24 protein-coding genes and 1 tRNA gene are annotated in these 26,228 nt (G+C 53.0%); 16 read left to right on the top strand and 9 right to left on the bottom strand.

The features are described 5' to 3' along the window. Positions 1–4: 4 nt before the first annotated feature. Positions 5–805 carry a sirohydrochlorin chelatase gene (locus HED22_RS06015; protein ID WP_167720133.1) on the bottom strand — a complete coding sequence of 267 codons (801 nt, stop codon included), beginning with the start codon at positions 803–805 and terminating at the stop codon, positions 5–7. Positions 806–1,052: 247 nt separating this feature from the next. Here HED22_RS06015 and HED22_RS06010 point away from each other — a divergent pair, with 247 nt between their 5' ends. The 3 genes from HED22_RS06010 to HED22_RS06000 all read left to right on the top strand — a co-directional run bounded on the left by HED22_RS06010 (position 1,053) and on the right by HED22_RS06000 (position 3,653). Continuing rightward, complete coding sequence (locus HED22_RS06010; RefSeq protein ID WP_167720132.1) at positions 1,053–1,754, top strand: pirin family protein; 702 nt, start codon at positions 1,053–1,055, stop codon at positions 1,752–1,754. 160 nt (positions 1,755–1,914) lie between these two features. Further along, positions 1,915–2,388 carry a response regulator gene (locus HED22_RS06005; RefSeq protein ID WP_167720131.1) on the top strand — a complete coding sequence of 158 codons (474 nt, stop codon included), beginning with the start codon at positions 1,915–1,917 and terminating at the stop codon, positions 2,386–2,388. Between the two features lie 14 nt (positions 2,389–2,402). Further along, complete coding sequence (locus tag HED22_RS06000; protein WP_167720129.1) at positions 2,403–3,653, top strand: response regulator; 1,251 nt, start codon at positions 2,403–2,405, stop codon at positions 3,651–3,653. Between the two features lie 65 nt (positions 3,654–3,718). Here HED22_RS06000 and HED22_RS05995 read toward each other — a convergent pair whose 3' ends face one another. From HED22_RS05995 to HED22_RS05985, 3 genes are all read right to left on the bottom strand, one after another. Continuing rightward, positions 3,719–5,194, bottom strand: a complete 1,476-nt coding sequence (locus tag HED22_RS05995; protein WP_167720128.1) for a sensor histidine kinase — start codon at positions 5,192–5,194, stop codon at positions 3,719–3,721. Positions 5,195–5,225: 31 nt separating this feature from the next. After that, positions 5,226–5,705, bottom strand: coding sequence for a hypothetical protein (locus tag HED22_RS05990; protein WP_254869801.1), 480 nt, complete (start codon positions 5,703–5,705; stop codon positions 5,226–5,228). An 89-nt stretch (positions 5,706–5,794) separates the two neighbouring features. Further along, positions 5,795–6,979: an EAL domain-containing protein gene (locus HED22_RS05985; protein ID WP_167720126.1), complete on the bottom strand. Its 1,185-nt coding sequence runs from the start codon at positions 6,977–6,979 to the stop codon at positions 5,795–5,797. 152 nt (positions 6,980–7,131) lie between these two features. On the opposite strand from HED22_RS05985, the gene HED22_RS05980 reads away from it, so the two are divergent. From HED22_RS05980 to HED22_RS05960, 5 genes are all read left to right on the top strand, one after another. Further along, positions 7,132–8,100: a response regulator gene (locus HED22_RS05980; protein WP_167720125.1), complete on the top strand. Its 969-nt coding sequence runs from the start codon at positions 7,132–7,134 to the stop codon at positions 8,098–8,100. Between the two features lie 134 nt (positions 8,101–8,234). Next, positions 8,235–8,939 carry a sugar transferase gene (locus tag HED22_RS05975; protein WP_167720124.1) on the top strand — a complete coding sequence of 235 codons (705 nt, stop codon included), beginning with the start codon at positions 8,235–8,237 and terminating at the stop codon, positions 8,937–8,939. Then, positions 8,939–10,141, top strand: coding sequence for an outer membrane beta-barrel protein (locus tag HED22_RS05970; protein ID WP_368484478.1), 1,203 nt, complete (start codon positions 8,939–8,941; stop codon positions 10,139–10,141). Before HED22_RS05975 ends, HED22_RS05970 begins: the two co-directional genes overlap by 1 nt. Next, positions 10,142–10,702, top strand: a complete 561-nt coding sequence (locus HED22_RS05965) for a polysaccharide biosynthesis/export family protein (protein WP_254869800.1) — start codon at positions 10,142–10,144, stop codon at positions 10,700–10,702. It begins immediately after the preceding gene. A 227-nt stretch (positions 10,703–10,929) separates the two neighbouring features. Then, positions 10,930–12,615, top strand: a complete 1,686-nt coding sequence (locus HED22_RS05960) for a thiamine pyrophosphate-binding protein (protein ID WP_167720122.1) — start codon at positions 10,930–10,932, stop codon at positions 12,613–12,615. Positions 12,616–12,653: 38 nt separating this feature from the next. Here HED22_RS05960 and HED22_RS05955 read toward each other — a convergent pair whose 3' ends face one another. Beyond that, the gene (locus tag HED22_RS05955) at positions 12,654–13,301 is read right to left on the bottom strand and encodes a 5'-methylthioadenosine/S-adenosylhomocysteine nucleosidase (RefSeq protein WP_167720121.1); all 648 of its coding nucleotides are present in this window, start codon (positions 13,299–13,301) and stop codon (positions 12,654–12,656) included. A gap of 341 nt (positions 13,302–13,642) precedes the next feature. On the opposite strand from HED22_RS05955, the gene HED22_RS05950 reads away from it, so the two are divergent. Genes HED22_RS05950 through HED22_RS05940 form a run of 3 tightly spaced genes read left to right on the top strand, consistent with a single transcriptional unit; the run spans position 13,643 to position 17,850 of the window. Continuing rightward, entirely contained in the window at positions 13,643–14,335 is a 693-nt protein-coding gene (locus tag HED22_RS05950; RefSeq protein WP_167720120.1) for a DUF4956 domain-containing protein, read from the top strand. Between the two features lie 41 nt (positions 14,336–14,376). Further along, positions 14,377–17,088, top strand: coding sequence for a CotH kinase family protein (locus tag HED22_RS05945; protein WP_167720119.1), 2,712 nt, complete (start codon positions 14,377–14,379; stop codon positions 17,086–17,088). Beyond that, a complete protein-coding gene (locus HED22_RS05940) occupies positions 17,089–17,850 on the top strand; it encodes a polyphosphate polymerase domain-containing protein (protein ID WP_167720118.1) in 762 nt (253 codons plus the stop codon). 91 nt (positions 17,851–17,941) lie between these two features. Here the strand turns inward: HED22_RS05940 and HED22_RS05935 are convergent. The 3 genes from HED22_RS05935 to HED22_RS05925 all read right to left on the bottom strand — a co-directional run bounded on the left by HED22_RS05935 (position 17,942) and on the right by HED22_RS05925 (position 21,041). Further along, positions 17,942–18,018, bottom strand: a tRNA-Arg gene (locus tag HED22_RS05935). 150 nt (positions 18,019–18,168) lie between these two features. Then, positions 18,169–19,905 (bottom strand): adenylate/guanylate cyclase domain-containing protein, encoded by a 1,737-nt coding sequence (locus tag HED22_RS05930; RefSeq protein WP_167720117.1) that lies wholly within the window; start codon positions 19,903–19,905, stop codon positions 18,169–18,171. Between the two features lie 167 nt (positions 19,906–20,072). After that, positions 20,073–21,041, bottom strand: coding sequence for an alpha/beta hydrolase (locus HED22_RS05925; protein WP_254869799.1), 969 nt, complete (start codon positions 21,039–21,041; stop codon positions 20,073–20,075). A 285-nt stretch (positions 21,042–21,326) separates the two neighbouring features. Here HED22_RS05925 and HED22_RS05920 point away from each other — a divergent pair, with 285 nt between their 5' ends. Then, entirely contained in the window at positions 21,327–21,614 is a 288-nt protein-coding gene (locus HED22_RS05920) for a coiled coil domain-containing protein (protein WP_167720115.1), read from the top strand. A 98-nt stretch (positions 21,615–21,712) separates the two neighbouring features. Here the strand turns inward: HED22_RS05920 and HED22_RS05915 are convergent, their stop codons facing one another. Beyond that, entirely contained in the window at positions 21,713–22,675 is a 963-nt protein-coding gene (locus HED22_RS05915) for an ABC transporter ATP-binding protein (RefSeq protein ID WP_167720113.1), read from the bottom strand. Between the two features lie 195 nt (positions 22,676–22,870). Between HED22_RS05915 and HED22_RS05910 the strand changes: the two genes are divergently transcribed. The 4 genes from HED22_RS05910 to accD all read left to right on the top strand — a co-directional run bounded on the left by HED22_RS05910 (position 22,871) and on the right by accD (position 26,224). Further along, on the top strand, positions 22,871–23,050 hold the full coding sequence (locus HED22_RS05910; protein ID WP_040822460.1) for a zinc-finger domain-containing protein: 180 nt from the start codon (positions 22,871–22,873) through the stop codon (positions 23,048–23,050). Between the two features lie 123 nt (positions 23,051–23,173). Next, complete coding sequence (trpB, locus tag HED22_RS05905; protein WP_167720111.1) at positions 23,174–24,397, top strand: tryptophan synthase subunit beta; 1,224 nt, start codon at positions 23,174–23,176, stop codon at positions 24,395–24,397. After that, positions 24,394–25,242, top strand: a complete 849-nt coding sequence (gene trpA / locus HED22_RS05900) for a tryptophan synthase subunit alpha (protein ID WP_167720109.1) — start codon at positions 24,394–24,396, stop codon at positions 25,240–25,242. Before trpB ends, trpA begins: the two co-directional genes overlap by 4 nt. Positions 25,243–25,297: 55 nt before the next feature. After that, the gene (gene accD / locus HED22_RS05895; RefSeq protein ID WP_167720107.1) at positions 25,298–26,224 is read left to right on the top strand and encodes an acetyl-CoA carboxylase, carboxyltransferase subunit beta; all 927 of its coding nucleotides are present in this window, start codon (positions 25,298–25,300) and stop codon (positions 26,222–26,224) included. Positions 26,225–26,228: the final 4 nt, after the last annotated feature.

The raw sequence follows: 26,228 nt of genomic DNA, 5'->3' as shown, positions 1-26,228 counted from the left end.
ATCCTCAGGCGGATCGTTGAACCCGTTCGCCCCACAGATCCTGACCGGTCGGGCCAAGCGGAACCGCCATGCCGCCAAAGCGCGCAACATGTCGTTCAGCTTCGTCCAACACCAGTCCGGGCAATTCCGACCACTGCCCAATGGGTGGCAAGACGTCGATCATTTCACCGGATTTTGCATCAATCAGTTCGGGTAAATCTTCCCGTGCATGGGTACCGCCACCTGCCAGCATCGGAACCACGATGACCTGGCGGTGCGATCCGATATCGCGCCAATCGGCAAGCGACGGAGATCCTTCGATATTGCCAATGCAGATTTCCGCCCCGACGCAAATCCGGCTCAGCCGATCAGCCAGTCGCGCGGTTTCCGGCAGCGATTGCGTCAATGTCTTCAAGCCGTGCGGAACAAGGAAAACAGAGGTCTGCGACAAATCCCAATCGCGCTTGCGTGCAGATGCATGGACGCGCGCGGCAATCATTTCAGCAAAACCGGGCAGATTGATTGCAGGCGGCAGGATAACAGTGTCACTTAACCCCGCCTGATGCAGCTTGGCGGGCAGTTCTTCGAAAACCAGATAGCCCTCGCTAAAGAACAGCGGAAATACAATCAGGCGATCGGCAGCACCAGATGCCTTAAGCATTTCAAACTGGTCACTGACCGCTGGCGTGCTTCGCATATAGCCAAAGCTGACCGGACCATTCCAGTCAGGCGCAATGGTCCGGGCAAGATCACCAGCCGGGTCGCCACCTTTACCACTGTTGCCATGGGACACCATCATCAGTGTCGGCATTTCAAGATCTGTCATGCCCTTCACCATTATTGCTAACTCTAGAGCTTAGTTTGTAATACGCGTCGTGCAACCATCTGGATCGCTGGTTTGACATGAAAACTCAAATAGGGCGGGGACCTTCTGGGTCTGGGTCTGGGTCTGGGTCTGGGTCGATTGTTGCGCAATTCGCAACACATTGGCGATAATTACGTGAATTGTCTCCTTATTGGAAAAAGGTATTCTGTTCTCAACAACAGTACAGACAACCTCATGGAGGTAGACAATGCTTATCAAAGTTGATGCAGATACCCGTGGCCGCGCCCAGTTTGGCTGGCTTGATTCCAATCATACCTTCTCGTTCGGGCACTATTACGACCCCAATCGCATGGGTTGGGGTCCACTTCGCGTGATCAACGAAGACCGGGTCATTCCCGGTGCCGGTTTTGACACCCACGGTCACAAGGATATGGAAATCATTTCCTATGTTCTGGACGGTGCGCTTGAACATAAGGACAGCATCGGCAACGGGTCGGTCATCCGTCCGGGCCGCCTGCAACGCATGACGGCGGGGACCGGTATCCGCCATTCCGAATACAACCATTCGAAAACCAATCCGGTGCATTTCCTGCAAATCTGGATCATTCCCGAGGCCGCCGGTCTTGAGCCGGGCTATGAGGAAAAGGAAATCGCACGGCGTGATACCGGTTCCGGCCTGACCCTGATTGGCAGCCGCGATGGACGGGAAGACTCGATCACCATTCATCAGAATGCCGATCTCTATGTCGCCCATCTCAATGATGGTGAAAGTGCGCAGCACAAGATCGGAAAAGGCCGTATCGCCTGGGTACAGGTCGCACGTGGCAGCCTGAGCGTGAATGGTGAAACCCTGCGTGCCGGTGATGGCGCAGCAATCAAGGATGAAGACGTTCTGGTCTTTGATGATGCCAGTGATGCAGAGGCCCTTGTATTTGACATGGCCGCCTGATCGAAAACAGAAAACATCCGCTATCCGCAACGCGGCCTGCCATCCAGGCAGGCCGCGTTTTTTTGCTGTCCTCATATGGGGATATTGAAAACGGCTCAAACCGTGGAAAATGTCACCTGAACACTACATATATCTTGTACAATCCATTCGGTGGCACGCCATGAACATCGCCTCACCAAGCAACAGTCAGAATGATATTGAAATCGCCGAGGGCCTGCGCCGATGCAAGGGCGACAATGCCTACGGCAAAGCCAATGCAGAAAAACGTTTTCTGCTGGTTGATGACAGTATTGAAGTCCGCTTTTCGGTGCGGCGCGTCTTGCGCAGTGCTGGAGTGACGCAAATTGATGTCGCCGAGAATGGCGAAAACGCCCTTCAAATGATTGCCCAAGCTGGCCGAAAACAGACGCCTTATGACGTGGTAATCCTTGATTACATGATGCCGGGCATGTCAGGCATCGAGTTGCTCTATGAAATCAAGCGCCGCGAAATCAAGAATGCGGAAGGAACCCGCAAAATCATGCTGACCGGGTTTTACGATACCAAGGTTAACGAGGAAGCCAAATCCGTCGGGGCCAGCATTGTGCTGAGCAAACCCTGTGACGCCGCCAGCCTGTCGGCGGCGATTTCCTAGATACGCCCAAAGAAATGACCCAAAATGCTTCGATCATATTCGTCGACGATGACCCCAATGTCTTGCGGGGTTTGCGTCGGCGCATGTTTTCAAAGCGGCCAAGCTGGCATGTGCGATTCTACGAAAGCGCAGAACAGGCCCTTATCGGGTTGGAAGAACAGCCTGCAGATGTGGTCATTTCCGACATGCGCATGCCATCAATGGACGGGGCAGAGTTCCTGCGCATTGTCGCAAAACGATCCCCGCAGACATCGCGCATTTTGCTGTCGGGCTATGCCGACGAAATCGCCATTCAGAATGGTGCGGCCGCCACGCATCACTTCCTGACCAAGCCGTGCAGCGACAATGACATCATTCATGCTGCCGAACGTGGTTTGATCCTTAACGGGTATTTGCGCGATCCCTTGCTGGTTGATCTGCTGTCTCGTGTGCCAGCTGATCTGATGTGGCCATCGACCTTCCGGCGCTTGCACACCATTTTGCAATTCAGCGGCCCAAGCAGCCATACGGAGCTTAATGAATTCGCCCACGATTGCCCGGCACTGACCGCACTCGCGGGCGTGCTTGCCCGGCGTGAAGACCTTGTTCCGAAAGAGGCACATCCCGATTTCATCACGCTTTTGGATATTCTTGGCATCGAGACGATCAAGGCATTGTGTGCCCTTTGGTGCGAATTGGGTCAGCCAAGCAATTTTGACAGCGACCAGATCGATATCGCCCTTCACCGTCCAATTGTCCTCGGTCAGATGGCCGCCAATATCGCGCGCCTTCGAAATCTGGCTCCTGAAGCCGTCGATCAGATCCGTGCAGCAGCGCTTCTGTGTCACATCGGCGAAGTCATTACCGCCAATGTTCTGCCAGACGAACATGCCGCCAGTCGTCGGCGGGCAGACGCCGATAACTGCGATATCATATCGGCCGAAGTCAGCGAGATGGGGTTTGCCCATCCGGCTGTTTCCGCCTGCATTAGCGCTTGTTGGGGCTTTCCCCATCAAATCACGGAAAACATCGCGTTTCACCATCGTCCGGAATCCGCACCAACGGCCCAATCGGAAAGCCTGCTGATTGTCTATGCCGCACAGCATTTTGCCCGCAAGGCCGGTGTTGATGGTGCCAAACGCGCCCGGAAATACGATCTGGCCAGCGGCTATATCACCAAATGCGGCGCGGCCGCCGACTGGCCAGTCTGGGAACGGACCTGCCTTGAAAAACATGTTCCGCTGGAACGCGCCGTGCACGGAACAATCACGCAGACCGCGATCTGAAATTTCTCATGCCAAATTGGACATCGAACTCCATCTGCCGGACTGGTTGGTTTTATTTCAGCGGACTATCTCAGAAGACTGTTAAGGTCACTCGGCCCTTCAAGAAGGTCGGAACTGGTGTCGGCCATCGCGGCGTGATCGGGTTTTGGCAGCCGGATCACGAATTCGGCCCCGTCAGTATAATCCGCTGACAAGGTCAGATCGCCGTTGAAATCATCCTGAATAAGCTTGCGACAAATCGGCAAGCCCTGCCCCGTCCCGACCCCGCGTTCCTTGGTGGTAAAGAAGTAATCAAAAATCCTTTCACGGATTTCTTCAGGCACCCCACCACCATTATCGCGCAGACGGATATAGACGTTGTCCTCGTCAGACGTCACCAGCAGGTCGATATTGCCCCGTCGCTGGTCACTTTCGCGAATGGCCTGGGATGCATTGACAATCAAATTGATCAGCGCCTGCGACAGATGGTTTCGGCGCCCGCTGACCTCCGTGACATCCGATTGCATGACAACGTCCAGATCAGCGATATGCTTGACCTGGTTACGGGTCAGCGTCACAGCAGTATCGATTTCCTCGGTGATGGAAATCAGTTCGACTGCATCAGTGGTCGGATGGGCGAACTTGCGAATGCCACGCACGATTTCAGCAATGCGGTTCAGACCCTGAATGCTTTCATCTATGGCCATCGGCACTTCTTCGGTAATGAAGTCGATCTTGTCTTTTTCAAGATTGAGCCGTGCCGGTTCGCTCGGATTCTTGCGTTCTATTGCACCGACCAGATCGGAAAAACTGTCCGAGAGGAATTCCAGATTGTTCTGGATGTATTGTGCAGGCGTGTTGATTTCATGGGCAACCCCGCCAGCCAGTGTTCCAAGGGCGTGCATTTTGGCGTAATCGGCGGCTTCTTCGATCACTTCCTGTTCCTGACGTGCCTTTTGGGCAGCGATATCGGCAGCAAAAATCTTCTGGCGCTGGCGGATCAAAAAGCTGCAAAGAACCGCCATGACGACTACGCCAATAAAGAACAGATAGGACAGAACCTGAATGTCGGTCTTCACGACCGAGATATTGTTGGCATTGTAGACCGAGACAAAGTTGGTGGTTCTCACCACCGCCTGCTGCAACGCCTCGTTCATCGGCTCCAACAAGCGATAAAGCGTGCTCAGCTTTTCTTCGGGATCGGCGATGGTCGCGAGGGTAGCGTCGATCTTGTCGATCTGGACTTCAAGCTGTTCGATCGTTTCGGCAACTTCCGGCACTGTGAAAAGCACCTTGAAACCTTCGCCATCGCGCAGCAGGAAGACGCGGCTTACCAGAATTTCATATTCCAGCAGAATCTCGTCGACGATATTGTCATCCAGACCAGCCCGGCCAAACGCGGCCTCGATATCGCGCTGAACCACCAGAAACTGGCGCTGAACCTGAAAAACCGCCCAGACGAAATTTTCGCGATAGGTGAACCGCTCATCGTCAAGCTGGCGGACAATTGCCGTGGAAAGAATGCCGTAAAGCGCGACAAACAGGACCAATGCGATAAACATGGCCCTGCCCGTCGTCTTGAAAAAGAATGACTTAATTCGCTGCATCAACCGACTTTACCTGCCAGACGGAATAAGCCCAATAGGTGTCCGTCTGAAACCGCTCGTCTGCATCATATGGAAAGATGACCCAGAACGGTCCCTTCTCGCGCACCGACATTTCGGCATCGTTGAGGTGATAGGCCAGAATGGCACCGTCTTCACGCAGGATATCGACCGGCACCATCACGTTGTAATCATTAAGTGCTGAAACACGCACGGTGTCTGCTTCCAGACCATAGGTGTCAAACAGCAGGTCAAAGGCAACACCACGGAAGGTTTGAACACCCTCCGTCCACTGGGTCGAGGTGTTGATTTCAGTGGCCTGCAGTTCCTTCAGTTCCTGAAGGGGCACCTGGATCGTTTCACCATCTGCCTTGGTCATGGACAGCGTGCCACCCGCCAACGCCGGGCCGGCAAAAAAACCAAGCAGTGTGATCGCGGCCACGATCCGTTTAAGTGTGCTTTTCATCATCGTTTTCATGCTCCATCACATGCCTATACAGAGTGGTCACCGGCAAGTGTTTTTCAATGCCCAAAACCGGAAATTTGACGCGATATTACCTAGCCCGATGCCTGAAGCGATGCCATCGCGGTTTCTTCCCACAATTCGAGAGGAACCGGCGTGCCAAGGTGGAAGCCCTGCAGTTCGGTGATCCCGTATAGCTGCAGCTTCTCGGCGATCTTGGCGTTTTCGATGCCCTTGGCAGAAATTGACAGACCCATTTTCGAGCAGACCTGCGCGATCCATTCGACAAACGCATCATCAAGGAAATCAGTCATGATGCCCCGCACCAGATCACGATCAAGCTTGATCCCGGCAAAGACTTCATGGCGCAGCAAATCAAGCGAGTTGTTCCCCGAGCCGAAATCATCAATCAAAAGCCCGATCCCCCGTTCGCGCAGACGGGTGGCATTTGCCAGCATTTCCAGATCGTTGGACAGTAATTGGCGTTCGGGTATTTCAAAGGTCACATGGACCCCGCGCATACGCATCTTTTCGTAAAAGCGAAGGATCAGCTCGAAAAATTGCGGGGTCTTGAGCGAAAAGGCCGCCAGATTGACCGCAAGGTTGGCCTGATCCCCCAGAAGGGCACTATATCGCGGCGCCTGATCGACCATGATCGCCATCAACTGACTGCCAAGGCGATTGATCACCGGATTGTCCTGACAGCTTTCGAAGATCTCGTCGATGCCAAATTCCTTTTCAAGTGACGGCATGCGACACAGTACCTCTGCCCCGCACAGACCAAGGTCACTGGCGCGGAAACGCGGCTGCAGGACGGTGTGGAAGTCTGCGCGATCGATCGCATTGTTGACCATAAGTGCAGACGGGCCTGACGGCGCCTTCTTGACGTCCATGTCTGCGTTGAGAATACGGTCAATCGACTCTTTGAGGTCCGCAACCGAGATCGGCTTGGCCAGAACACGGGTTACCATGGCCTGATTAATTGCTTCACGCAGCGACAGGTTCGATACATTGCCAGACAGCAGCACGCGATGAATGCTCGGGGCCATGCGCGCCGACTGCTTAAGGAACGAGATACCATCAAGGTCAGGCATGACCAGATCGGCGATGATCAGGTCGGTCCGCTCGCGGTTTTGCGCGAGCCAGTCCAGTGCCGCCTGCCCGTCCGTATGGGTGACAAATTCAAAGCACACCGACAGGGTGCGGCGCACCGCAGCCAGCAACTTTTCATCATCATCAACCATCAGAACGACGGGGCGTTGTTTTTCAACCTTATCCATAAATGGACAACTCCGGAACGCGGATCACCGCGAAAATCTTCTCAGACAGAGGCCCATAAATGCGTGATATACAAACAGCAGGGCTTTGAAGGTCCGGAGATTAATGTCAGACTAGCTTGCTCCAACATCCCCATTTGTGGAGGGCACCTTTAATGACGGCCAAAAAGACGGTCCGGATTGCATTTGTTGATGATGACGAAAACCTTCTCTCGTCTCATCGTCGCAATTTTGCCCGCCTGCGTCCGGATTGGGAGGGCACCTTTTTCAATGATCCGCTTGCCGCGCGCGATGCGATTGCGGCGGATGCGGATATTTCAGCCGTTATTCTCGATATTCATATGCCCGGCATGACCGGTCTCGAACTTGCTGCCGAGCTGCGCACGGCCCGCAAGGACCTGCTCATTCTGATGCTGACGGGATATGCCGATCTGCAATCAGCATTGCTGGCAGTCAATGAATTGGGAGTGTTTCGTTTCTATCCAAAGCCGACCATGCTTGAAACGATGCTTGATGACATCGAGGCCGAGATCAAAAGTCGTCTTGGTCAAAGCGAAGACACCCTGCCGACCGAATTTCTTGATCTGTTTGAGCTGGGCGTGATTGCCGTTGATGAGAACCTCAATATCCTTCATCTGAACTCGCAGGGGGCCGACGTATTGCGACGATCGTCGCTGGTGCAGTCCGGATCCCAAGGGCGCCTGATCATTGATCCAAGCCCCGAGGGACTGGCAGCCTTTCTGTCCCCGCCCGGAAAGAATGTACCGCGCAGCCATCAGAGCTTCTCGCTTGAAAGTGACGGGGAAAAGCTTTCGCTTCTGATCCGTCGCGTGCCGAAAAAGGCCGACGGCAAACAGAGCTTCATGATCATTCTGGTCGATCCGACCCAACAGCGCCCGCCAGCCATTGACGATTTGATGGATCTGTTCGGACTGACGCGCTCCGAAGCCAAACTGACCCAAAAACTGGCCGAAGGACTGGCCCTTGATCAGGCAGCAGAACTTGTCGGGATTTCACATAGTTCCGCGCGCACCTATCTTAAAACCATCTTTTCCAAGACCGGTGTGAACCGCCAGCCACAACTGATGAAAACGGTGCTTTCAAGCATCCCGTCATTGCGCTAACGCGCGGAAATTTTGGGCATAAATCAACCCATTCAACCAAAGACCCACACCATAAAAACTTGAAAACGCCACCAATATATCTACCCTGAGTTATGAAATATCAGGGTCTTAACTGTTGAGGTGAGGCATCCGGATTGATAGGGGATACAGACACATCAGAACTGCGGCCAATCTGTAATCGGTCGATTGCCTCTCATGACGGATGTGTCAAACGCCTGTGTGATTGTATGCTGGCCGGGATCGGTCTGGTTGTTCTTTCCCCGGTCCTTGTCATTATTGGCGCAGTACTGTTTGGATTGGGCTTCAACAAACCGCTTTTCGTTCAGAAACGCGTGGGTCAAAACGGCCGAACCTTTGTGATTTTCAAGTTTCGCACCCTGCGCGACAGAACCTGCCGTCCACTATCCCCACGCGTTCGGCGATATGCCGAAACCTTTGCTTCCTTATTGCGCCACAGCGGGCTTGATGAGTTACCGCAATTTATCAATGTGCTTCGGGGCGAGATGTCACTCGTCGGGCCACGTCCGCACAGCCTTGCAGATCACCACAGCTTTGCCCGGCATATTCCGGATTATGCAGGCCGGCTTGTGATCAAACCGGGAATGACCGGCTGGGCACAAGTTCAGGGCTGGCGCGGCCCGGTTTGCACACCCGATCAGTTGCGCGGGCGCCTAAATTGCGATCTGGACTATATCGCCCGTCACAGTCTTGCTCTTGATGTTGTAATCCTGATCCGCACAGCCGCCCTGCCGCTCAAAATGCTGTTACGACCAGCGCGATACCGCAAAAACTGCCTTGGCCCACAACCCTGTCTTCGTTGTCACCGGCGTATGGTATAATGCAAAGATATTTGTTGCCAATCCTGCTCCTATCCGCGTGCATACCGACATCCGCCAGCGGGATGGATGAACCAGAATACCCCGGAGGCATCCGGTTGGGACGCGTCCTTGCAACCCCGTCGCTTGATACCGGCACGCGATATGACAGCAACATTTATAAAAGCGATACCAACCCGACCAGCGATGTCATCACAACCCTGACCCCGCGTCTGACCGTTCAGGGTGATTGGCGGGCTTTTCATCTGCATCTGGCGGCGGGCGGTGAGCTGGGCTTTTTTGCCGATTCATCCAGCGATGATTATCAAGACCTTGAAGTTCAGGCGGCGGGCAGTCTTGAGCTTGGCCCAACGTCCTTTGAAGGCGCGATTGATGTCAAACGCGCCCATGACCCGCGTGGCAACAACGATGTCCCGACCAGCGCGACAGAACCGGTGATCTACCGCGATATCGATGCCCGGCTTGGCGGACGCCATGTGGCCAATGGCCTGCATTATGAATCACAGTTTTCACTTCGCCGTCTTGCCTTTGATGACAGTACGGCACGCAACGGATCGCGCATCCGCAACGATGATCGTGACCGTCTTGAATTGCGCGAAACCCTGCGTGTTCTGATGCCGCTTGATCTTGGCCGCGAAGCCTATGGCGAGGTCAGCTTTAACCAACGGCAATATGACCGTACCCCCGATGACGGCGGGCGCATCCGCGATTCATCGGGCTATCAGGCGCTTGGCGGCATCCGACTTGATCTGACCGATTTGATCAGGGCCGATCTGGCGGCGGGCTGGATGAGCCAGTCTTATGCTGATCCGGCCTTTGGCAACATTGGCGATTACACCCTGCGTGGTGATTTTGACTGGTCGATGACTCGCCTGACCGACATCACGTTCAATGCCGCGCGCACCGTGCGCGAAACGACCCAGACCGGGGCCAGTGGCATTCTGGCCTTTGAGGCCGGCACAGGACTTTCCCATGAACTGCGCCGCTGGCTTAGCGTTTCAATCAATGCCGCCTACAGCGCTGAAAACTATCAACAGACCAGCCGACGTGACACGATCAGTCAGTATGGGCTTGGCATGCGCTATGACCTCAATCGCTTTGTCCAAATTGAAGGCGGGATTGACTATGAGCTGCGAAATTCAAACAGCACCGGCGAAGATTATGAACGCCTGCAAAGCCACATCCGCCTCAAGCTGGAGATGTAGATGACCACCAAGAGCCTGATGCCCGGATCGATACACCGAGACCTTTGTGCTGTCCTGAGCCTGCTCTTCACACTGTTGATCGCGCCGGTGGCAGCTGCTCAGACCATCTATGTCATGGATAGTGGCGATACGGTGCGCGTCACTGTGTTTGGCGAACCGGACCTGTCAGGTGAATTCAAGGTCGATGCGATGGGCAGGCTTAATCTGGCGCTGATCGGACCGATTGATGTCCGCAATCTCACCACAGATCAGGCGCGGCAGAAAATCCATGATGCCTATCTGGACGGTTATTTGCGCCATCCAGATATCGCAGTCGAAATCATCGCCTTTCGCCCGTTCTTCATCATGGGGGAGGTCAATCAACCGGGATCCTATGATTATGTCCCGGGCATGAATGTCCTGAATGCCATCGCGGTTGGTGGCGGCCTGACCTATCGCGGGGATGAAAATGATATCGAAATCCTGCGCGGTCATGATGCCTCGCGCGTCATCATCCCGGCGACGCTTGCCACCATCGTCATGCCCGGTGATATCGTCAGGGTGGCGGAAAGGTACTTCTAAATCACTACGATCTGGCAGATTTGCAGTACAATCCACTATGAAATTTCGATCAAAACGCAGGGGTTTTAGAACCGCTCCACATATGGTCGGATTTTCCGCTGTCTTGCCAGCCTCACATCTTTACCTTTGCCCGTTTTCCATGATGAAATCGCGATCACGCCATTGAACGATGGCAAATAGATAAACACAAAAACCGACTTTGCCCCACGCAACGGAGTTCTTAAAACATGTCCGGGAAAACAGAGATGCGCCAATCTATGCAGCAACGACATGGTGGACGTATTCTGGTCGATCAACTGGCCCTGCACGGGGCTGAACGTGTCTTTCTTGTCCCGGGCGAAAGCTATCTCGCTGTGCTGGATGGCCTTGTCGATCATCCCGACATTGATCCGATCATTTGCCGTCAGGAAGGCGGGGCCGCCATCATGGCAGAGGCCTATGGCAAGCTGACCAACAAGCCTGGCATCTGCATGGTCACCCGCGGTCCGGGTGCGACCAATGCATCGGCCGGTGTGCATGTTGCCCATCAGGACAGTACACCGATGATCCTGCTGGTTGGCCAGATCGGGCGTGACATGGTCGATCGCGAAGCGTTTCAGGAAGTCGATTACCGCAAGATGTTCGAACCCTTGGCAAAGTGGGTCGGGCAGATCAATGACATCAACCGCATCCCGGAATATATCAGCCACGCCTACCACATCGCGACATCCGGCCGCCCCGGCCCGGTGGTTCTGGCCCTGCCCGAAGACATGCTGTCATCCAGTGCCGAGGTGCTCGACGCCAAACCCTATGTCCCGATTGAGGCCAAAACAGCGCCTGATGACGTCTCGCGCTTCCGCGATGTTTTGGCCAAGGCGCAAAAACCCGTCATGATCGTCGGCGGGGGCGGCTGGACCCGTGAATCCACTGAAAGCCTTAAATCGTTTGCAGTTCGTAACAATGTGCCGGTGGCGACCAGTTTCCGGTGCCAGGACTATATCCCCAACACACATTCCCACTTCATCGGCGATGTCGGCATCGGCATCAATCCGAAACTGGCCGAATTCATCAAGGACAGCGATCTTGTGATCCTCGTCGGATCGCGCATGGGGGAAATGACCAGCAGTGGCTATAGCCTGCTGGAGATCCCCTGTCCGAAACAGAAACTGGTTCATGTTTACAGCGGGCCGGATGAATTGGGCCGGGTTTATCGCCCGGATGTGGCAATCAATGCCTCCCAACGATCCTTCCTGCGGGCGATTGCCATGATGGAACCGGTAGACGGATCTGCACGTGATGAGATGACCGAAACTGCGCACGCCAATTACATTGCCTTTTCCACCCCGGTCGAAACCCCGGGCGATGTCAAAATGGCCCATATAGTCGCCGAACTGCGCGAAAAGCTGCCTGACAATGCGATTGTCACCAATGGGGCGGGCAACTATGCCGCCTTTTTGCACCGTTTCTTCCGCTATCGCGAATACCGCACCGAACTGGCCCCGACGTCGGGCTCGATGGGTTATGGCTTGCCCGCCTCAGTCTCGGCCAAGCTCGCCCATCCGGATCGCCCGGTGGTCTGTCTTGCTGGTGATGGTTGCTTTTTGATGCACGGGCAGGAATTCGCCACCGCCGTGCAATATGGTGCGAATATCATCACGCTGGTGGTCAATAACGGCATGTTTGGCACCATTCGCATGCATCAGGAACGCAACTATCCCGGTCGCGTTTCGGGCACCGAACTGCACAACCCCGATTTCGCCGCCTACGCCAAGGCCTTTGGCGGATATGGTGAAACCGTCACCAAAACTGAGGATTTCGGCCCCGCCTTTGACCGCGCGGTCGCAAGTGGCAAGCCCGCCATCCTTGAAATCCAGGTCGACCCACAGGCGCTCACCCCAATCAAAACTCTTGATCAGATAAGGTCTGGTACGTAATCGAAACGATTTGGCAATATATGAATGTAGTGGCGGGATCAGGCCTTTGGCAGTATGATCTCGCCGCTTTCCAACCCGGCTTTCAGTGCATCAACAGCACCGGCCAGTTTTTCGTCAACCACATGCAGATAGGCCGTCCAGTCTGACAGTTTGGAAAGCTCTTCCTTACCATCGGAAATGCCGCGCAGGCCAATCAACGGCACATTAAACTTATGGCAGGCGCGCAGGATGGCAAAGCTTTCCATATCGACCATGTCCGCATCAATCACGTCATAGGCCGCACCCGACACCACATTGGCCCCGGTCGACAAACGGGCTTCAGGAATGCCCGGTATACGGTGCGGCATGTCGATTTCGGCTGGTAAATCAACAAACGGTGTGCAGCCCTTCTCAAAGCCCAGGACCGACGCATCCATATCCCGATACGATACCGAAACGGCCTGATAAACTTCTGCCTGCTCCAGCGTGCGCGACCCTGCCGATCCCAGCGTCACCACAAGATCAGGCAAATCATCCGACAGCTTTAATTCGGTCAGAGCTGCGCTCAGATTGATCGCAGCCTCCACCGGCCCTACCCCGATCATCAACGGCGTAAACCGCTCCTTGAGGTATTCGCCATACTCCGCCGGTGCCGCCATGCAAAACAGCACATTATGACCTGCAAGATCGTGAAGGTAGCCGCGCATTCAAATTGCCTCTGTCCGTCAAAGTGTCGATTTTTCACAATAATTGTGAACTATGGTCTTGCAAGACTGACTTATCAATCCGCAGAGACCGAAAACTAACTGATATGCCAATTCAATTCTGCATCGGCGAATGAGCCTCTTCATTACTTGGCCTTTTGGGAAGCAGTTGAATGCACGAATTAGTCGCCTGTTACCGCAACCTGCGTCATAGTTTAGTCATTTTCACCCTTGTTCCCAACCGTCAAACTGTACTAAACCAGAAATCGAAATTTATAGTGAAAATTTCCAAAAAGTAAGAACCTCACAATTTAAGCGTGGTTACCACTGAAAGCATACATAGAATGGATGAACTAATAAGAGAGTCCTTAGGTGACTTTAATATTATCACAACGATTGCCGTTATTGATGTTATATTCTCAATAGTTGCAGCAAGTTTTTTAAATATTGTTCTCGCTAAATTCTACATCATGACACATGGTGGATATTCTTATTCTCGTTCTTTTGTACATTCTATCGTACTAGTTGGCGTTACTATCTCATTAATCATGATTATTATTGGGTCAAACATAGCGCGTGCATTCGCACTGGTTGGAGCCATGTCGATCGTCCGCTTTCGGAACCCCGTTAAGGACTCAAGAGATCTTGTTTTCATATTTGCAGCAATAGCTGTTGGAATGGCTTGTGGCACACAGTTCTACCAATTCGCGGCAATTTTTGTTTTTGTCTTTTGCCTTCTGCTTTTGGGGTTCAAGTTCTTCCGGTTTGGCGACCTCGCACATATGGGTTATGTCATCAAACTGCACATGAAGACACAAGATCGCCCTATGCTCAACGAAACACTTCATGAATTTGCGAGCCAATACAATATTATCGCTGTCGAAAAGATGCAGCGAGGCGAAGGCATGGAAAGCGTGATTGTTGAACTTGAGCTTAAACGCAAAGTAATTCATCAGGATCTTCTCAGCGCCATTGAAGAACGTGTAAACCCAGAATCCGTTAGTATTCTTGTTGGTGAAGGAAATGTAAGTGCTTAATTTTAACATCCGCGCCCAGAAGACATGACAACTCGCAACACATGATGACAAAACGAAGAATATCTCTGATTTCCCTAGGAATTGTTCTTGCATTGTTTGGTGTATTGTTTTCCGGTGCGTACTCAAACATTGCGAAGTATAGATTTGTTATTCTTCAAGCTAACGAGCCGCTGTATCACAAAGCGCTTGTAGCTGCTGCTCTGAGCTATGATGCAACACTTACAGTGTTTAACAGCATTGCTGCGTCGTTTGACGATGAGAAGTTGCAAGCTAATTCTCAGCTTAGCGATCTTCGAATTTCTGTACCGCCAAACGCTTTCAAACACATGGCCTCGAATCTGCCTGAAAGCGCAAAAGCTAAGTATTTCCGGGGAGAAATATTATACCCGGATGGTGAATGGCGGAAAATGAAGTTTCGGTTCCGAGGGAGGAACATCTGGCATTGGTCACCAGAAAAACCTTCTTTGCGCATTAAGCTGAAGAAAGATAACCCGATTGATCTGCAGCGCCACATCAATCTGGTAAATCCCGAAGACCTAACAATGGCCGCTAATTATTACGGCGAAGAGCTCGCGAAAAAGTTTGGTGTACTCAGTCATAACAGCGAAATGGTGCGCCTGTTTGTCAATGACGCTTATTACGGTGTCTATCAGATGACAACACGCGAAGACGAAAATATGCTCCGTGTAAACAAACGAATTCCCGGCCCGATATTTGTCGGGGATCAACTAGGCAGACATTGGGCACCACAGCAGTTTGAAGTCTCTGGAGACCTCGATGCTTTGGAATATATTTCTCCGATAGAGCAACTGGTATCTAGTATCCACATGCCAAACGGTCCTGAGAAATATGAGGCACTCTGGTCCATTCTGGATATGGAGAAAACTGCCTCGTGGATCGCCATGCTGAACCTAACCGGCGGAAAACACACGGATTTCCACCATAATCACGCCTATTATTTTGACCCATCAATCGGCAAACTCGAGCCTCTGACTTCAGATATCCTGGCCTTGGGTACAGCACTGTACCCAGGGCCAAGGGACAGACTCACCAAAGATCATTTCCCCGATCACACTCTACCGCTAAACGAACAAATACACCCATTACTTGACGTAGCACTAAAAGATCCACGGTTTTACGACCTTCGAAACAAACGTCTGTATCAAGCGATGGAGAGTTTTGGCTCCGTCGAGCAACAGCATATAGAGCTAAATGAGCTTTATGAGAAAATTGAGCCAGATGTCAAAGCTGACCGGCGCAAGGCCTTTGTCATGTCGACATTTGCTGGATGGTTTCGAATGCCATACTCCAACGGTCAATTCGACGAAGCACGCGAGGATGTTCTTAAATGGATTGAGCTGAGGGACTCATGGCTGCGAGACAAACTCTCTAACACTGCCCTGCAAATAACTTCATCCCCCGATGATAGCGGAGGTAGTTGGCTGCTTGTCTCGGTGAATGGAGATTCCTCGGTTGATTTGGATTTGTCGCAATTTCCATCTGGTTCAGTTTATGGGAAAATCCCGTTTTCCGAAAGGGTGTTACCTTTGTTAGCTTCAAAGCTAACTTTGTATCCTGGCCTCAGAGAAGACCACGAATATTTTTACGACCTGACCGACGACAGGCGTGTCCCCGAATATTACCTGTTTGCGGATAAACAAAATTATCTGCTGCACTTCACCCAAACCTCTGCGACCGATCTTCAGGAAATGGTTTCGTCGATCTGGTCAAATGGGGTTACAGGACTCGCGATTTTGCCAGAGCATAGGATTGAAGATCGCATCGATGTCGATAGCGTCGAGTATAACCCTGTATCGCAGCATATCTGGACTTTCCCCAATCCAAACATAGATGAAATCGTCTTGGGCCCCGGTCTCGTCAAACTTAACGAAGACCTGATTTCAAACCCAGGCCAAGCAATTCGTATTCTTGCGGGGACAACCATTGAATTGGCCCATGGTGTGTCTGTTGTCTCACAAGGACCCTTGAGAATCGAAGGAGAGCGCGAATCACCAGTAAAAATTTTGCGTCAAAACCCAGATGAAGCCTGGGGAGTAATCGCTGCGCACGGGCGGGAAACTTCGGGCAGCTATATCCAATATGCCGACATTTCAGGGGGAAGTCGTGCGACGATATTAAACGTGCAGTACTCCGGAATGGTTACGTTTCGCTGGAGCAAGAATGTTTCAGTCTCACACACTTCAATTCACAACAATATTGTTGGAGATGACACTCTTCACCTGGTGCACAGCACTGGTACACTTTCCAATGTCAAACTGCGTGACTGTTTTGGCGACTGCGCTGACCTCGACTACTCTAGCGCAAGTTTAAACAAGATATACGTGCAAAACGCTGGCAACGACGCTTTGGATTTCATGACGTCAGAAGCCTCAATTATGGACAGCTATCTCGAAAAAGTTGGGGACAAGGGTGTCTCTGGCGGCGAAGCTTCCAAGATTGAGATAACTTCTGTGCAGATCGAAAATGCCGTTACTGGCGTCGCCGCTAAGGATGACAGCCAAGTAAATTTGAAGAACATTACGTTTTTCAAAAATGAAGTGGCAATTGATGTCTTCCACAAGAACTGGCGTTACGAAAAAGCTGGCTCTGTTGAGGTATTAAACAGCGAATGGAAAGACAACATTGTTGATATCCGTGCCATTGATGGAGGCCAAGTTACTGCAACGGCCTCGATAGGCTTGGAAACCCTGATTGAAGACCAAGGCAAAATAACCATCAATGTTGGGTCCTAGATGCTTCATCGAACATTTACGAACCGGTTTGAGGTCAAGTACCTTGTATCCCAGAAGAAAGCTTTAGATCTACGAGACGCTTTGGGAGATTTGTTTGTTACAGATGAAAACACCCAAGGACAAAGTGGTTATTTCAATTACTCAATCTACTTTGACTCTCCGAGGTACTACTTTTACCGCCAAAAACTCGAAGGACAACTGGAACGTGTCAAGCCGCGCTTGCGGGCGCACCTTCCAAGTCTGGCCGCGAAACCCGATCAATGGTTTCTTGAGCTCAAGGGGCGTCATGGGCAAACGGTGCAAAAGCGCAGAGCAGCAATTGATTTAATCAGCGCCCAAGGACTGGTCGACGGGGAAAATTTTGTCGCTGACGGAGAGCTTGAAGCACTGCGAGATTTCGAGTTTATGTGGCTGCGTCTTGCTCTTCGACCAGCGGTTACAGTCTTGTATTTCCGAGAACCGCTCAATAGTCATATATTCCCGAATGTCAGGATAACCTTCGATCACCGGATATCCGGGAACCTAGATTTCAATCTTAAAAATGCGGGCCAACGTATGGATTTTATCACCTCACCGAGTGAGGTGTTGGTCGAACTGAAGTTTACCGACTCTATCCCACGACTGGTGATGGAGATATTTAGGCGACTTGAAATGAAACAGATAACGTTTTCCAAGTACGCGCTATGCTTGGAATCCTGTATTGATAAACTTCCTGAAACCGCAGGATTCCAACGAAAAGCCATGCGAGTCCCAAAATATTAAATTTCATCACGCTGCAACAATGACAGACGTCGAAGCACAATGCGCTCACGAATCGTTTCAAGACATTGGAAGTGAATTCAAAAAGGAAAGATGGCGCACCCGACAGGATTCGAACCTGTGGCCTTCGCCTTCGGAGGGCGACGCTCTATCCAGCTGAGCTACGGGTGCGCAATATGTGGGGCCATGACTGGAATATGTGGCCCGAGTGCGATGGGTGATACAGGTTTTGGCCTTAACGGGCAAGGGTTTTCGAACCCGTTTGCGGCCTTAATGATCACCGATCATGGTTAAGGTAACGTTGGCGCGGAAAGCCTGCAATCAGCTTTCTACATCGCGGCGTTCATACGGATCGCGCACCACCCATGTCCCGTTCCATTCGCGGTCCTGTTCGCGCCGCTCAAGGCGTTCCATCCGGTTCATCATCAGTTGGGCGGCGAAGTCGCTGTCATCAAATTCCATGACTTCTTCATAAAGCGGGCGGGCCGCATCGAAATTGCCATCACGGTAATGCGCCATAGCGGCTTCGTATTTGCTGCGCCATCCGCGCCGTTCCTCGGAAAGCTGCCCACCGGGGGCGAGGACTTCATACAGGAACACGACCTTTTCCGTGCCCAGAAGCACGACATGATCAAGATCACGCATTTCAACCTCACCCGAGGCCATGCTGGCGGTTTCGTGCGAGGCCAGAATTTGCGTACCATAGACCCGGTTGGCCTTTTCCAGACGGTTGGCATAGTTCACGCAATCGCCAACCACCGTATAAGCACGTGATTTGTCCGTCCCGATGGAGCCCACAACCACCTCACCGGTCGCGATCCCGATGCGGATTTCAAGGCCATGATCGCCAATCAGATCAGCATATTTGGTTTTAAGCGCATGAAAACGTGCGACCTGTTCAAGGGCGGCCTGACAGGCGTGACCGGCATGGGCGCCCTCGCCACAGAATGGCGGGCCCCAGAAGCCAATCACCCGGTCGCCAACAAAGTTGTCGATAATGCCGCTGTGATTGGCAATCGGTTCGGTCATTGCCGTCAGATAGTCATTGAGGAAATCAACAAGCTTTTCGGGCGGGGTATGTTCGGCCAGCCAATCAAACCCGGTCAGGTTCACGACACTGACCGTCATTACGCGCTTTTCGGAGTTCTCAAGCGCGGTTTCCTGATTAATAAGATTATTGATGACTTTCGGATCAACATATTTGCCAAACCGTTCACGCATGCGGAACCGTACGCGGAGTTCACGGGTCATGCGGTTAAAGGCATCGCCCAAGCGACCAAAATCGCCCTTTGAGCTGAACTCAAGCTTGGTATCGAGCTTGCCCGACTGAATGGAATTCAGCGCATTCGTGGTCTTGCGCACGGCAACCACCACCGCATGCGCCATGTAATACGCCAGCGAAATGCCGATGATGACCGCGGCCAGCATCATGATGAATTCGGCCTGGATCAGGAAATCTTCGCGCTTGGAAACGTTTTCAACCGTTTGCGCGGCATAGTCTTCCAGAAGACGGATTTCATTGCGCAGGTTAAGCACGATAATCCGGTGCAGACCGCGCACGGTCTTTTCCTGTGCCCCGGCATCGGGCAGGTTGCCCGCGCGCACCTGATCAAGAAGCCGTTCAACACCAAGGGAAAACTGTGCAGACACATCGGCAAATTCACGCATCCGCACATCAAGATCAAGCAGCACCCCTTCGTCAAAATGACCGGATGCCTGTGCGCGTCCAAGGGCGGCAAAGGTAAAGGATTTGCGGAAAGCCTGTTCGATCTGGGTTTGCTTGGCTTCGATTTCGATCTCGATGCCATTCAAAAGCGATGTCTGCGGCCCGTCACTTTCGACCACACGCATGTAACGGTCGATCAGCGAAATCTGTTCAAGCTGGCGCGCACGCACATCGGAAAGGGAATCCTTTACCGGTGTGACATAGCGCGACACCGCCTCAAGATCGCCATTGATGCCAAGGGACTGGATCACGGAGAACCCGGTGGCCACGACGAGCCACACGACAAAAAAGGCCGCGACACCCAGGAACTTCGCCCGAATGGTCCTTAGCATGCCGGTCCTGATCCTCCGGTTAAGTGATATTGCACCGTCAATCGCTGCTTGGCATATCGGAACGAAGCAACGGTTCGACAACCCGCATAATGCATTGCAACTCTTTAAAAAAGTCTACCAGACCTTAAAAAAGGCTACCTGATCGGCAAACGAGGGTCAAAATACAATCATTTGATTGTGCAGGAATAATTTTGTTCGGTTTGCTCGACCGTCACCCAACGCCGAATATCCTCGATCACCACCGGCCCGTTCAGATCACGCAGAAGCATGTGATAACCCGCGTCATACAGACAGCGCTGATAGGCCGGCAACCCAAGGCTTGATAGCTCATTATCAAGGGCCTCGACCGCGTCGGGCGGGATCACCTGATCCTGCTCACCCGAAAGCAAAAGGGTGGGTACGGAAATGTCACTGGCCCGCTTGCGTGCCATATCCATGATATCGGCAACACCGGCAATCATATCCACACGCACTGATGACATCATGTAGGGATCGCGCGAAAGGCGACGCAACATTTCGATATTGTCCGACGGCCAGATATCAAGCCCCCGCCCGGTCAACGGCAACCAAGGCAGGCTGTGCGAGAAGATCGAAAGCGGGGCTGTCTGATACCACGGCATCATGTCACGGTTCCAAACCGCCGGTGCCACAAGAACCAGCCCGTCCATCAGATGCCCGCGCGTCGCAGCCGCAATGATCGCGACCGCCCCACCCATCGAATTGCCGAGAAGGTAAATCGGCGTATCGGGGTAGCGGGCGCGCAGCAGCGTCAAGGCATCACTGGCATCATTGACCATGCTCGCCGCCCCGGCCCAGAACGGTCGCGTTGGCGTACGGCCAAATCCGCGCTGATCATAGGCATAGATCGCAATCCCGCGCGGGCCGATTTGTTCACCAAGTTCCATGAAGGCATTGGCGTAATCGCCCATTCCGTGCAAGCCAAGGATCACCGCACTCGGATTTTCCAGATCGCCCCAGCTTTGCAGCGAAAGCTTCGTGCCATCACTGGCAATATAGGCTTCATCTTCAAGGGATATTTGGGCAATCGGTGGGCCGGCCGGATGGATGGTTGGCGCACAGGCGCTAATCATCCCGGCAAACAGCAACAGGACACAGAGGCGGACAACGGGGAGCATAAAACACGCTGACAAGACGGTGACCAACCCTAAGCGGGAAACAGAACCACTCAATGAAGATTATAATGCCTGCGCCCGCAAGTTATTGTCGCAAATTAGATATTTTAAATGGAAACGCGCGTTATTGGGGAAATTCTGGTTTAAGGTTTAACCAACCGGACCAATCCATTAGAATTGCAAGCGGTTCAGCGGGTTTTATAATCCAATGACAGATGCAGACATTGGGTATTATGCCTTGTTGCCATATCGATCGTTCCACACGTTTTTCAACGAAAGGATACGACCATGAGCATGAAAGAAGCTTACGAGAAAAAACTGGAAGCCCAACTCAAAGAGTGGAGCGCCCAGGTTGACAAGCTTAAGGCGCAGGCTGACGCGGCAGAAGCCGATGCACAACTGCAATATCAGAAACAAGTCCAAGAGCTCCGCGCCATGCAAGAGGACGCCGAGCAGAAGCTCCGGCAATTGCAAAAATCAAGCGATACCGCCTGGCAAGACCTGAAAGCTGGCATGGATAACGCTTGGGACTCGCTTGAAACCGCGATGAAAATGGCCTCTAGCAGGTTCAAGTAGTCGAGCAGATCAAAACAGCAATCAAACAAAACCCCGCAAGTTTTTTGCGGGGTTTTGCATATCTGGCCAGATAACTGAATAAGTTCAGGCACGCAGGATCATGCAGCCTGACCCGCGCGCGCTTTATTGTTGTCACGCGTCAGCTTCAGGAAGATGTCTTCAAGATCGCCTTCCTCGGTCGACAGGTCCTTGATCGCCAAGCCGCAGCCGTGGATCGCCTCAAGGATTTCTGCCATCTGCGTATTGCTGGGGCGATAATGCAGGGCGATCTGGTTTTCCGATTTAAGCTCTGCGCCCCATGGCGACAGGGCATCGGGTACTGCGTTCAGCTCATTATTCACGGTCAGAACCAGCGTCTTGTGATCGATCCGACGCAGCAGGCTGCGCTTGTCTTCATGGGCAATCACATTGCCCTGATTGATGATCGCGATCTCGTCACAGAGCTCTTCGGCTTCTTCAAGGTAATGCGTGGTCAGAACAATGGTGACACCAGCGGCATTGAGCTCCTTGACATAGGACCAAAGCTGCTGACGCAGTTCGATATCAACACCCGCAGTCGGTTCATCAAGAACCAATACTGGCGGGGTATGAACCATCGCCTTGCCGACCAGAAGACGACGACGCATCCCGCCCGAAAGGGAACGGGAATACGAATCAGCCTTGTCCGACAAGCCAAGGGCGGCAAGAATCTCGTCCGTGCGGCGTTCCGGTTTAGGAACACCATAAAGACCCGCCTGCAGTTCCATCACCTGACGCGGGGTGAAAAATGCATCAAGGTTGAGTTCCTGTGGCACGATCCCGATGGAACAGCGCGCGGCCCGCATCTGGGCTTCGATATCATATCCCCAGATTTTTGCCGTACCGCTGCTCTTGGTCACCAGACCAGCCAGGATGTTGATAAACGTAGACTTTCCGGCACCGTTCGGGCCCAGAAGAGCAAAAAACGAGCCGCGTGGAATCTTCAGCGAAACGTTATCAAGGGCAAGTTTTTCGCCGTTTGATCCCTTATAGACCTTTGTCAGCCCCTCGACTTCGATGGCATAGTCGGGCATTGCAGTCATATGTCAGTGATCTCCACTCTTTTCCGCGTCGCTTGTTTGCGCTAAGACCATGGGGCGCCATGAGCACGCGGAAGTATTGATTGAATATGGCCAATCGGTATCATTCCCGGGAAACCGGGGTCAATGCTGTCCACGCTGCGTGGCCAATCCCGATGGTCATACAAGCCTGAAAATGGCAAACTTGGAACTGGATATATGAAGATCACCGAAGAAATCAAAGTCGGCACGCTAAATGTTGCCTGTGACGGCGGAAAAGGTCACCTTGGGCACCCGACCGTGTACCTTAATCTTGAGGAAAAAGGCGAGGTGGTCTGCCCGTATTGCTCGAAAAAATATATCTTCGACAAATCCTTGGCCGAGCACGCCGCCCATTAATCCGTTACACCCGTTTCGGGGTACAGTAACCAGCCAGCGCGACAAACCCTGTCTGCGCTGCGGATTAATCAGTCGTCGCCAGTCTATGCCGCAGTTCTTGCGGTCTACCCACGGGGAATTTCTATGACGTCTTCATCGCCCAAGCCCAACAGCTACCGCACCTTACCCGATACAGACGGGCATTTTGGCAATTACGGCGGACGTTTTGTCGCCGAAACCCTGATGCCGCTGATTCTTGAGCTCGAGCAGGCCTATAAAGACGCCAAGAATGACCCGGAATTTCACAAAGAGCTGGATTATTACCTGAAATATTATGTGGGCCGCCCGAGTCCGCTTTATTTCGCCGAACGCCTGACCGAAGAACTTGGCGGCGCCAAGGTCTATTTCAAGCGTGACGAGCTCAACCATACCGGTGCGCACAAGATCAATAACTGTATCGGGCAGATCCTGTTGGCCATGCGCATGGGCAAAACCCGGATTATCGCCGAAACCGGCGCCGGGCAGCACGGTGTCGCGACCGCAACTGTTTGCGCACGTTTCGGCCTGCCCTGCACGGTCTATATGGGTGCCAAGGACATTGAACGTCAGTCGCCCAACGTGTTTCGTATGAAGCTTCTGGGGGCTGAGGTCAAAGCAGTCGAATCGGGTTCACGGTCGCTGAAAGACGCGATGAACGAAGCGCTGCGTGACTGGGTGACCAATGTCGCTGATACGTTCTACATCATCGGAACGGCTGCCGGTCCGCACCCGTATCCGGAGCTTGTCCGTGATTTCCAGTCGGTCATCGGCAACGAAGCCAAAGAACAGATCATGGAAGCCGAAGGGCGCCTGCCGGACCTTCTGGTTGCTGCCATCGGTGGTGGCTCGAACGCCATTGGCCTGTTCCACCCGTTCCTTGATGACAAGGATGTCGAAATCACTGGCGTCGAAGCCGCCGGTCACGGCGTTCACACCGGCAAGCATGCCGCCAGCCTGACGGCAGGCGCACCGGGGGTCCTGCACGGCAACCGCACCTATCTTTTGATGGATGATGATGGCCAGATCACCGAAGCAGATTCGATTTCTGCCGGTCTTGATTATCCTGGCATCGGTCCGGAGCATAGCTGGCTCAAGGATATCGGACGTGTCGATTACGTCGCGATCACGGACAAAGAAGCACTTGAAGCATTCAAGCTGTGTTCTGAGTGCGAAGGTATTATTCCTGCACTTGAGCCAAGTCACGCACTGGCGCATGTCATGAAAATCGCACCGAAAATGAGCAAAGACAAAATCATCATCGTCAACCTGTGTGGACGTGGTGACAAAGACATCTTCACTGTGGCCGAAGCTTTGGGAGTTAAACTGTGAGCGACGCGATCATCGGCGGCAAAGACCGCATCGAAAAACGTTTTGCCAAGCTCAAGGAAGAAGGCCGTGCAGGTCTGGTCACCTTCATCACCGCAGGCGACCCGGACCCCGAAGCATCGTTTGAGATTCTCAAGGGCCTGCCCGAAGCCGGTGCCGATATCATCGAACTGGGCATGCCGTTCACCGATCCGATGGCCGATGGCCCTGCCATTCAGGAAGCATCGAACCGTGCGCTTGCCGCAGGCATGCATATGCGCAAGACGCTTTCGCTCGTGCGGGGCTTCCGCGATCAGGACCACGAAACGCCGATCATTCTGATGGGATATTACAACCCGATCTATATCTATGGGGTTGCTGAATTCCTTGAAGATGCCCGCAATGCCGGGGTTGATGGCCTGATCGTCGTCGATCTGCCACCTGAAGAAGACGCAGAACTTTGCGTTCCGACCGTGGAAAAGGGTCTGTCCTTCATTCGTCTGACCACGCCGACCTCTGATGACAAGCGTCTTCCGAAACTTGTTCAGAATACCTCGGGCTTTGTTTACTATGTCTCGGTTGCTGGCGTGACCGGTGCCGGATCGGCCAGCAACGAGCAGATCGTCGAAGCAATGGAACGCCTGAAGCGCCATACCGATCTTCCGATTGCGGTCGGATTTGGCATCAAGACCGCAGCCCAGGCAGCAGACGTGGCAAAACAGGCAGATGCTGCTGTCGTTGGATCGGCAATCGTATCAAAAATTGCCGAAAGTCTTGACGAAAATGGCAAGGCCACCGATAAGACCGCCTCTATGGTTACCGACCTTGTGAGTGAACTTGCAAACGGGGTCCGAAACGCGCGCAAATAGCCTGCGCTGCGTTTGATCGAACCGATATAGACAGAACCAAGGATCAGTATCCGATATGTCCTGGCTGACTGAATTCGTCCGTCCAAAGATTCAGAAACTTGTTCGCCGCACCGATGTGCCAGAAAATCTCTGGCACAAGTGCAAATCCTGCGAACAGATGATCTTCCATCGTGACCTGGCAAAGAACAATCATGTTTGCCAGCATTGCGGTCATCACATGCGGATTTCCGCCAAGGACCGTCTCGCGACCCTGTTTGATGGTGGCAAGTACCAGACCATCGAACTGCCGAATGTTCCGGTCGATCCGCTGAAATTCCGCGATCAGAAAAAATATACCGACCGCCTCAAAGCCGCACAGGCCAAAGCAACCTTCAAGGATGCGCTGGCTGTGGCCCATGGTGAAGTTGGTGGGCATGCAACCGTTATTGCCGTTTTCGATTTCTCCTTCATGGGCGGATCAATGGGCATCGCGGTGGGCGAAGGCATCGTTGCTGCGGCCGAACTGGCCTGCGTGCAGGATGCAGCCCTGATCATTGTCCCGGCTTCGGGCGGTGCGCGTATGCAGGAAGGCATTCTCAGCCTGATGCAGATGGCACGTACCACGGCCGCGATTGAAAAGGTCAAGGAACAGGGTCTGCCGTATTTCGTGCTCCTGACGGATCCGACCACCGGCGGTGTTTCGGCATCCTTTGCCATGCTGGGCGACATTCAGATCGCCGAGCCGGGCGCACAGATCGGCTTTGCCGGTCGTCGCGTGATCGAAAGCACCATCCGCGAAAAACTGCCAGACGACTTCCAGACGGCCGAATACCTTCTGGAACATGGCATGGTGGATATGGTTGTGCCGCGTTCGGAACTGAACGCGACCTTTGGCCGCCTGATCGACATGATCCGTCGCACCAAACCGGGTGCTTCCATAGTCCCGATCAAGGACGCCAAGGAAAAGGCCGCCAAATCCAAAGCACCGGCTGCGGACAAGTAACTTG

It is taken from the genome of Thalassospira sp. HF15 (assembly GCF_011806525.1).
Lineage (GTDB): Bacteria > Pseudomonadota > Alphaproteobacteria > Rhodospirillales > Thalassospiraceae > Thalassospira.
The sequence above is the reverse complement of the archived record's forward strand: the minus strand, read 5'-3'. Positions and strand labels throughout refer to the sequence as shown.

Coding starts and splice junctions, on each gene's coding strand:
- HED22_RS05915 (WP_167720113.1), bottom strand. CDS start 22,675: ATGACTGCAATGCCCGACTATGCCATCGAAGTCGAGGGGCTGACAAAG.
- HED22_RS05960 (WP_167720122.1), top strand. CDS start 10,930: ATGTCCGGGAAAACAGAGATGCGCCAATCTATGCAGCAACGACATGGT.
- HED22_RS06015 (WP_167720133.1), bottom strand. CDS start 805: ATGACAGATCTTGAAATGCCGACACTGATGATGGTGTCCCATGGCAAC.
- HED22_RS05910 (WP_040822460.1), top strand. CDS start 22,871: ATGAAGATCACCGAAGAAATCAAAGTCGGCACGCTAAATGTTGCCTGT.
- HED22_RS05965 (WP_254869800.1), top strand. CDS start 10,142: ATGACCACCAAGAGCCTGATGCCCGGATCGATACACCGAGACCTTTGT.
- HED22_RS05945 (WP_167720119.1), top strand. CDS start 14,377: ATGATGACAAAACGAAGAATATCTCTGATTTCCCTAGGAATTGTTCTT.
- HED22_RS05970 (WP_368484478.1), top strand. CDS start 8,939: ATGCAAAGATATTTGTTGCCAATCCTGCTCCTATCCGCGTGCATACCG.
- HED22_RS05925 (WP_254869799.1), bottom strand. CDS start 21,041: ATGCTCCCCGTTGTCCGCCTCTGTGTCCTGTTGCTGTTTGCCGGGATG.
- HED22_RS05985 (WP_167720126.1), bottom strand. CDS start 6,979: ATGGATAAGGTTGAAAAACAACGCCCCGTCGTTCTGATGGTTGATGAT.
- HED22_RS05920 (WP_167720115.1), top strand. CDS start 21,327: ATGAGCATGAAAGAAGCTTACGAGAAAAAACTGGAAGCCCAACTCAAA.
- HED22_RS06010 (WP_167720132.1), top strand. CDS start 1,053: ATGCTTATCAAAGTTGATGCAGATACCCGTGGCCGCGCCCAGTTTGGC.
- HED22_RS05940 (WP_167720118.1), top strand. CDS start 17,089: ATGCTTCATCGAACATTTACGAACCGGTTTGAGGTCAAGTACCTTGTA.
- HED22_RS05955 (WP_167720121.1), bottom strand. CDS start 13,301: ATGCGCGGCTACCTTCACGATCTTGCAGGTCATAATGTGCTGTTTTGC.
- trpB (WP_167720111.1), top strand. CDS start 23,174: ATGACGTCTTCATCGCCCAAGCCCAACAGCTACCGCACCTTACCCGAT.
- HED22_RS05995 (WP_167720128.1), bottom strand. CDS start 5,194: ATGTTTATCGCATTGGTCCTGTTTGTCGCGCTTTACGGCATTCTTTCC.
- HED22_RS06005 (WP_167720131.1), top strand. CDS start 1,915: ATGAACATCGCCTCACCAAGCAACAGTCAGAATGATATTGAAATCGCC.
- HED22_RS06000 (WP_167720129.1), top strand. CDS start 2,403: ATGACCCAAAATGCTTCGATCATATTCGTCGACGATGACCCCAATGTC.
- accD (WP_167720107.1), top strand. CDS start 25,298: ATGTCCTGGCTGACTGAATTCGTCCGTCCAAAGATTCAGAAACTTGTT.
- HED22_RS05950 (WP_167720120.1), top strand. CDS start 13,643: ATGGATGAACTAATAAGAGAGTCCTTAGGTGACTTTAATATTATCACA.
- HED22_RS05980 (WP_167720125.1), top strand. CDS start 7,132: ATGACGGCCAAAAAGACGGTCCGGATTGCATTTGTTGATGATGACGAA.
- HED22_RS05990 (WP_254869801.1), bottom strand. CDS start 5,705: ATGATGAAAAGCACACTTAAACGGATCGTGGCCGCGATCACACTGCTT.
- HED22_RS05930 (WP_167720117.1), bottom strand. CDS start 19,905: ATGCTAAGGACCATTCGGGCGAAGTTCCTGGGTGTCGCGGCCTTTTTT.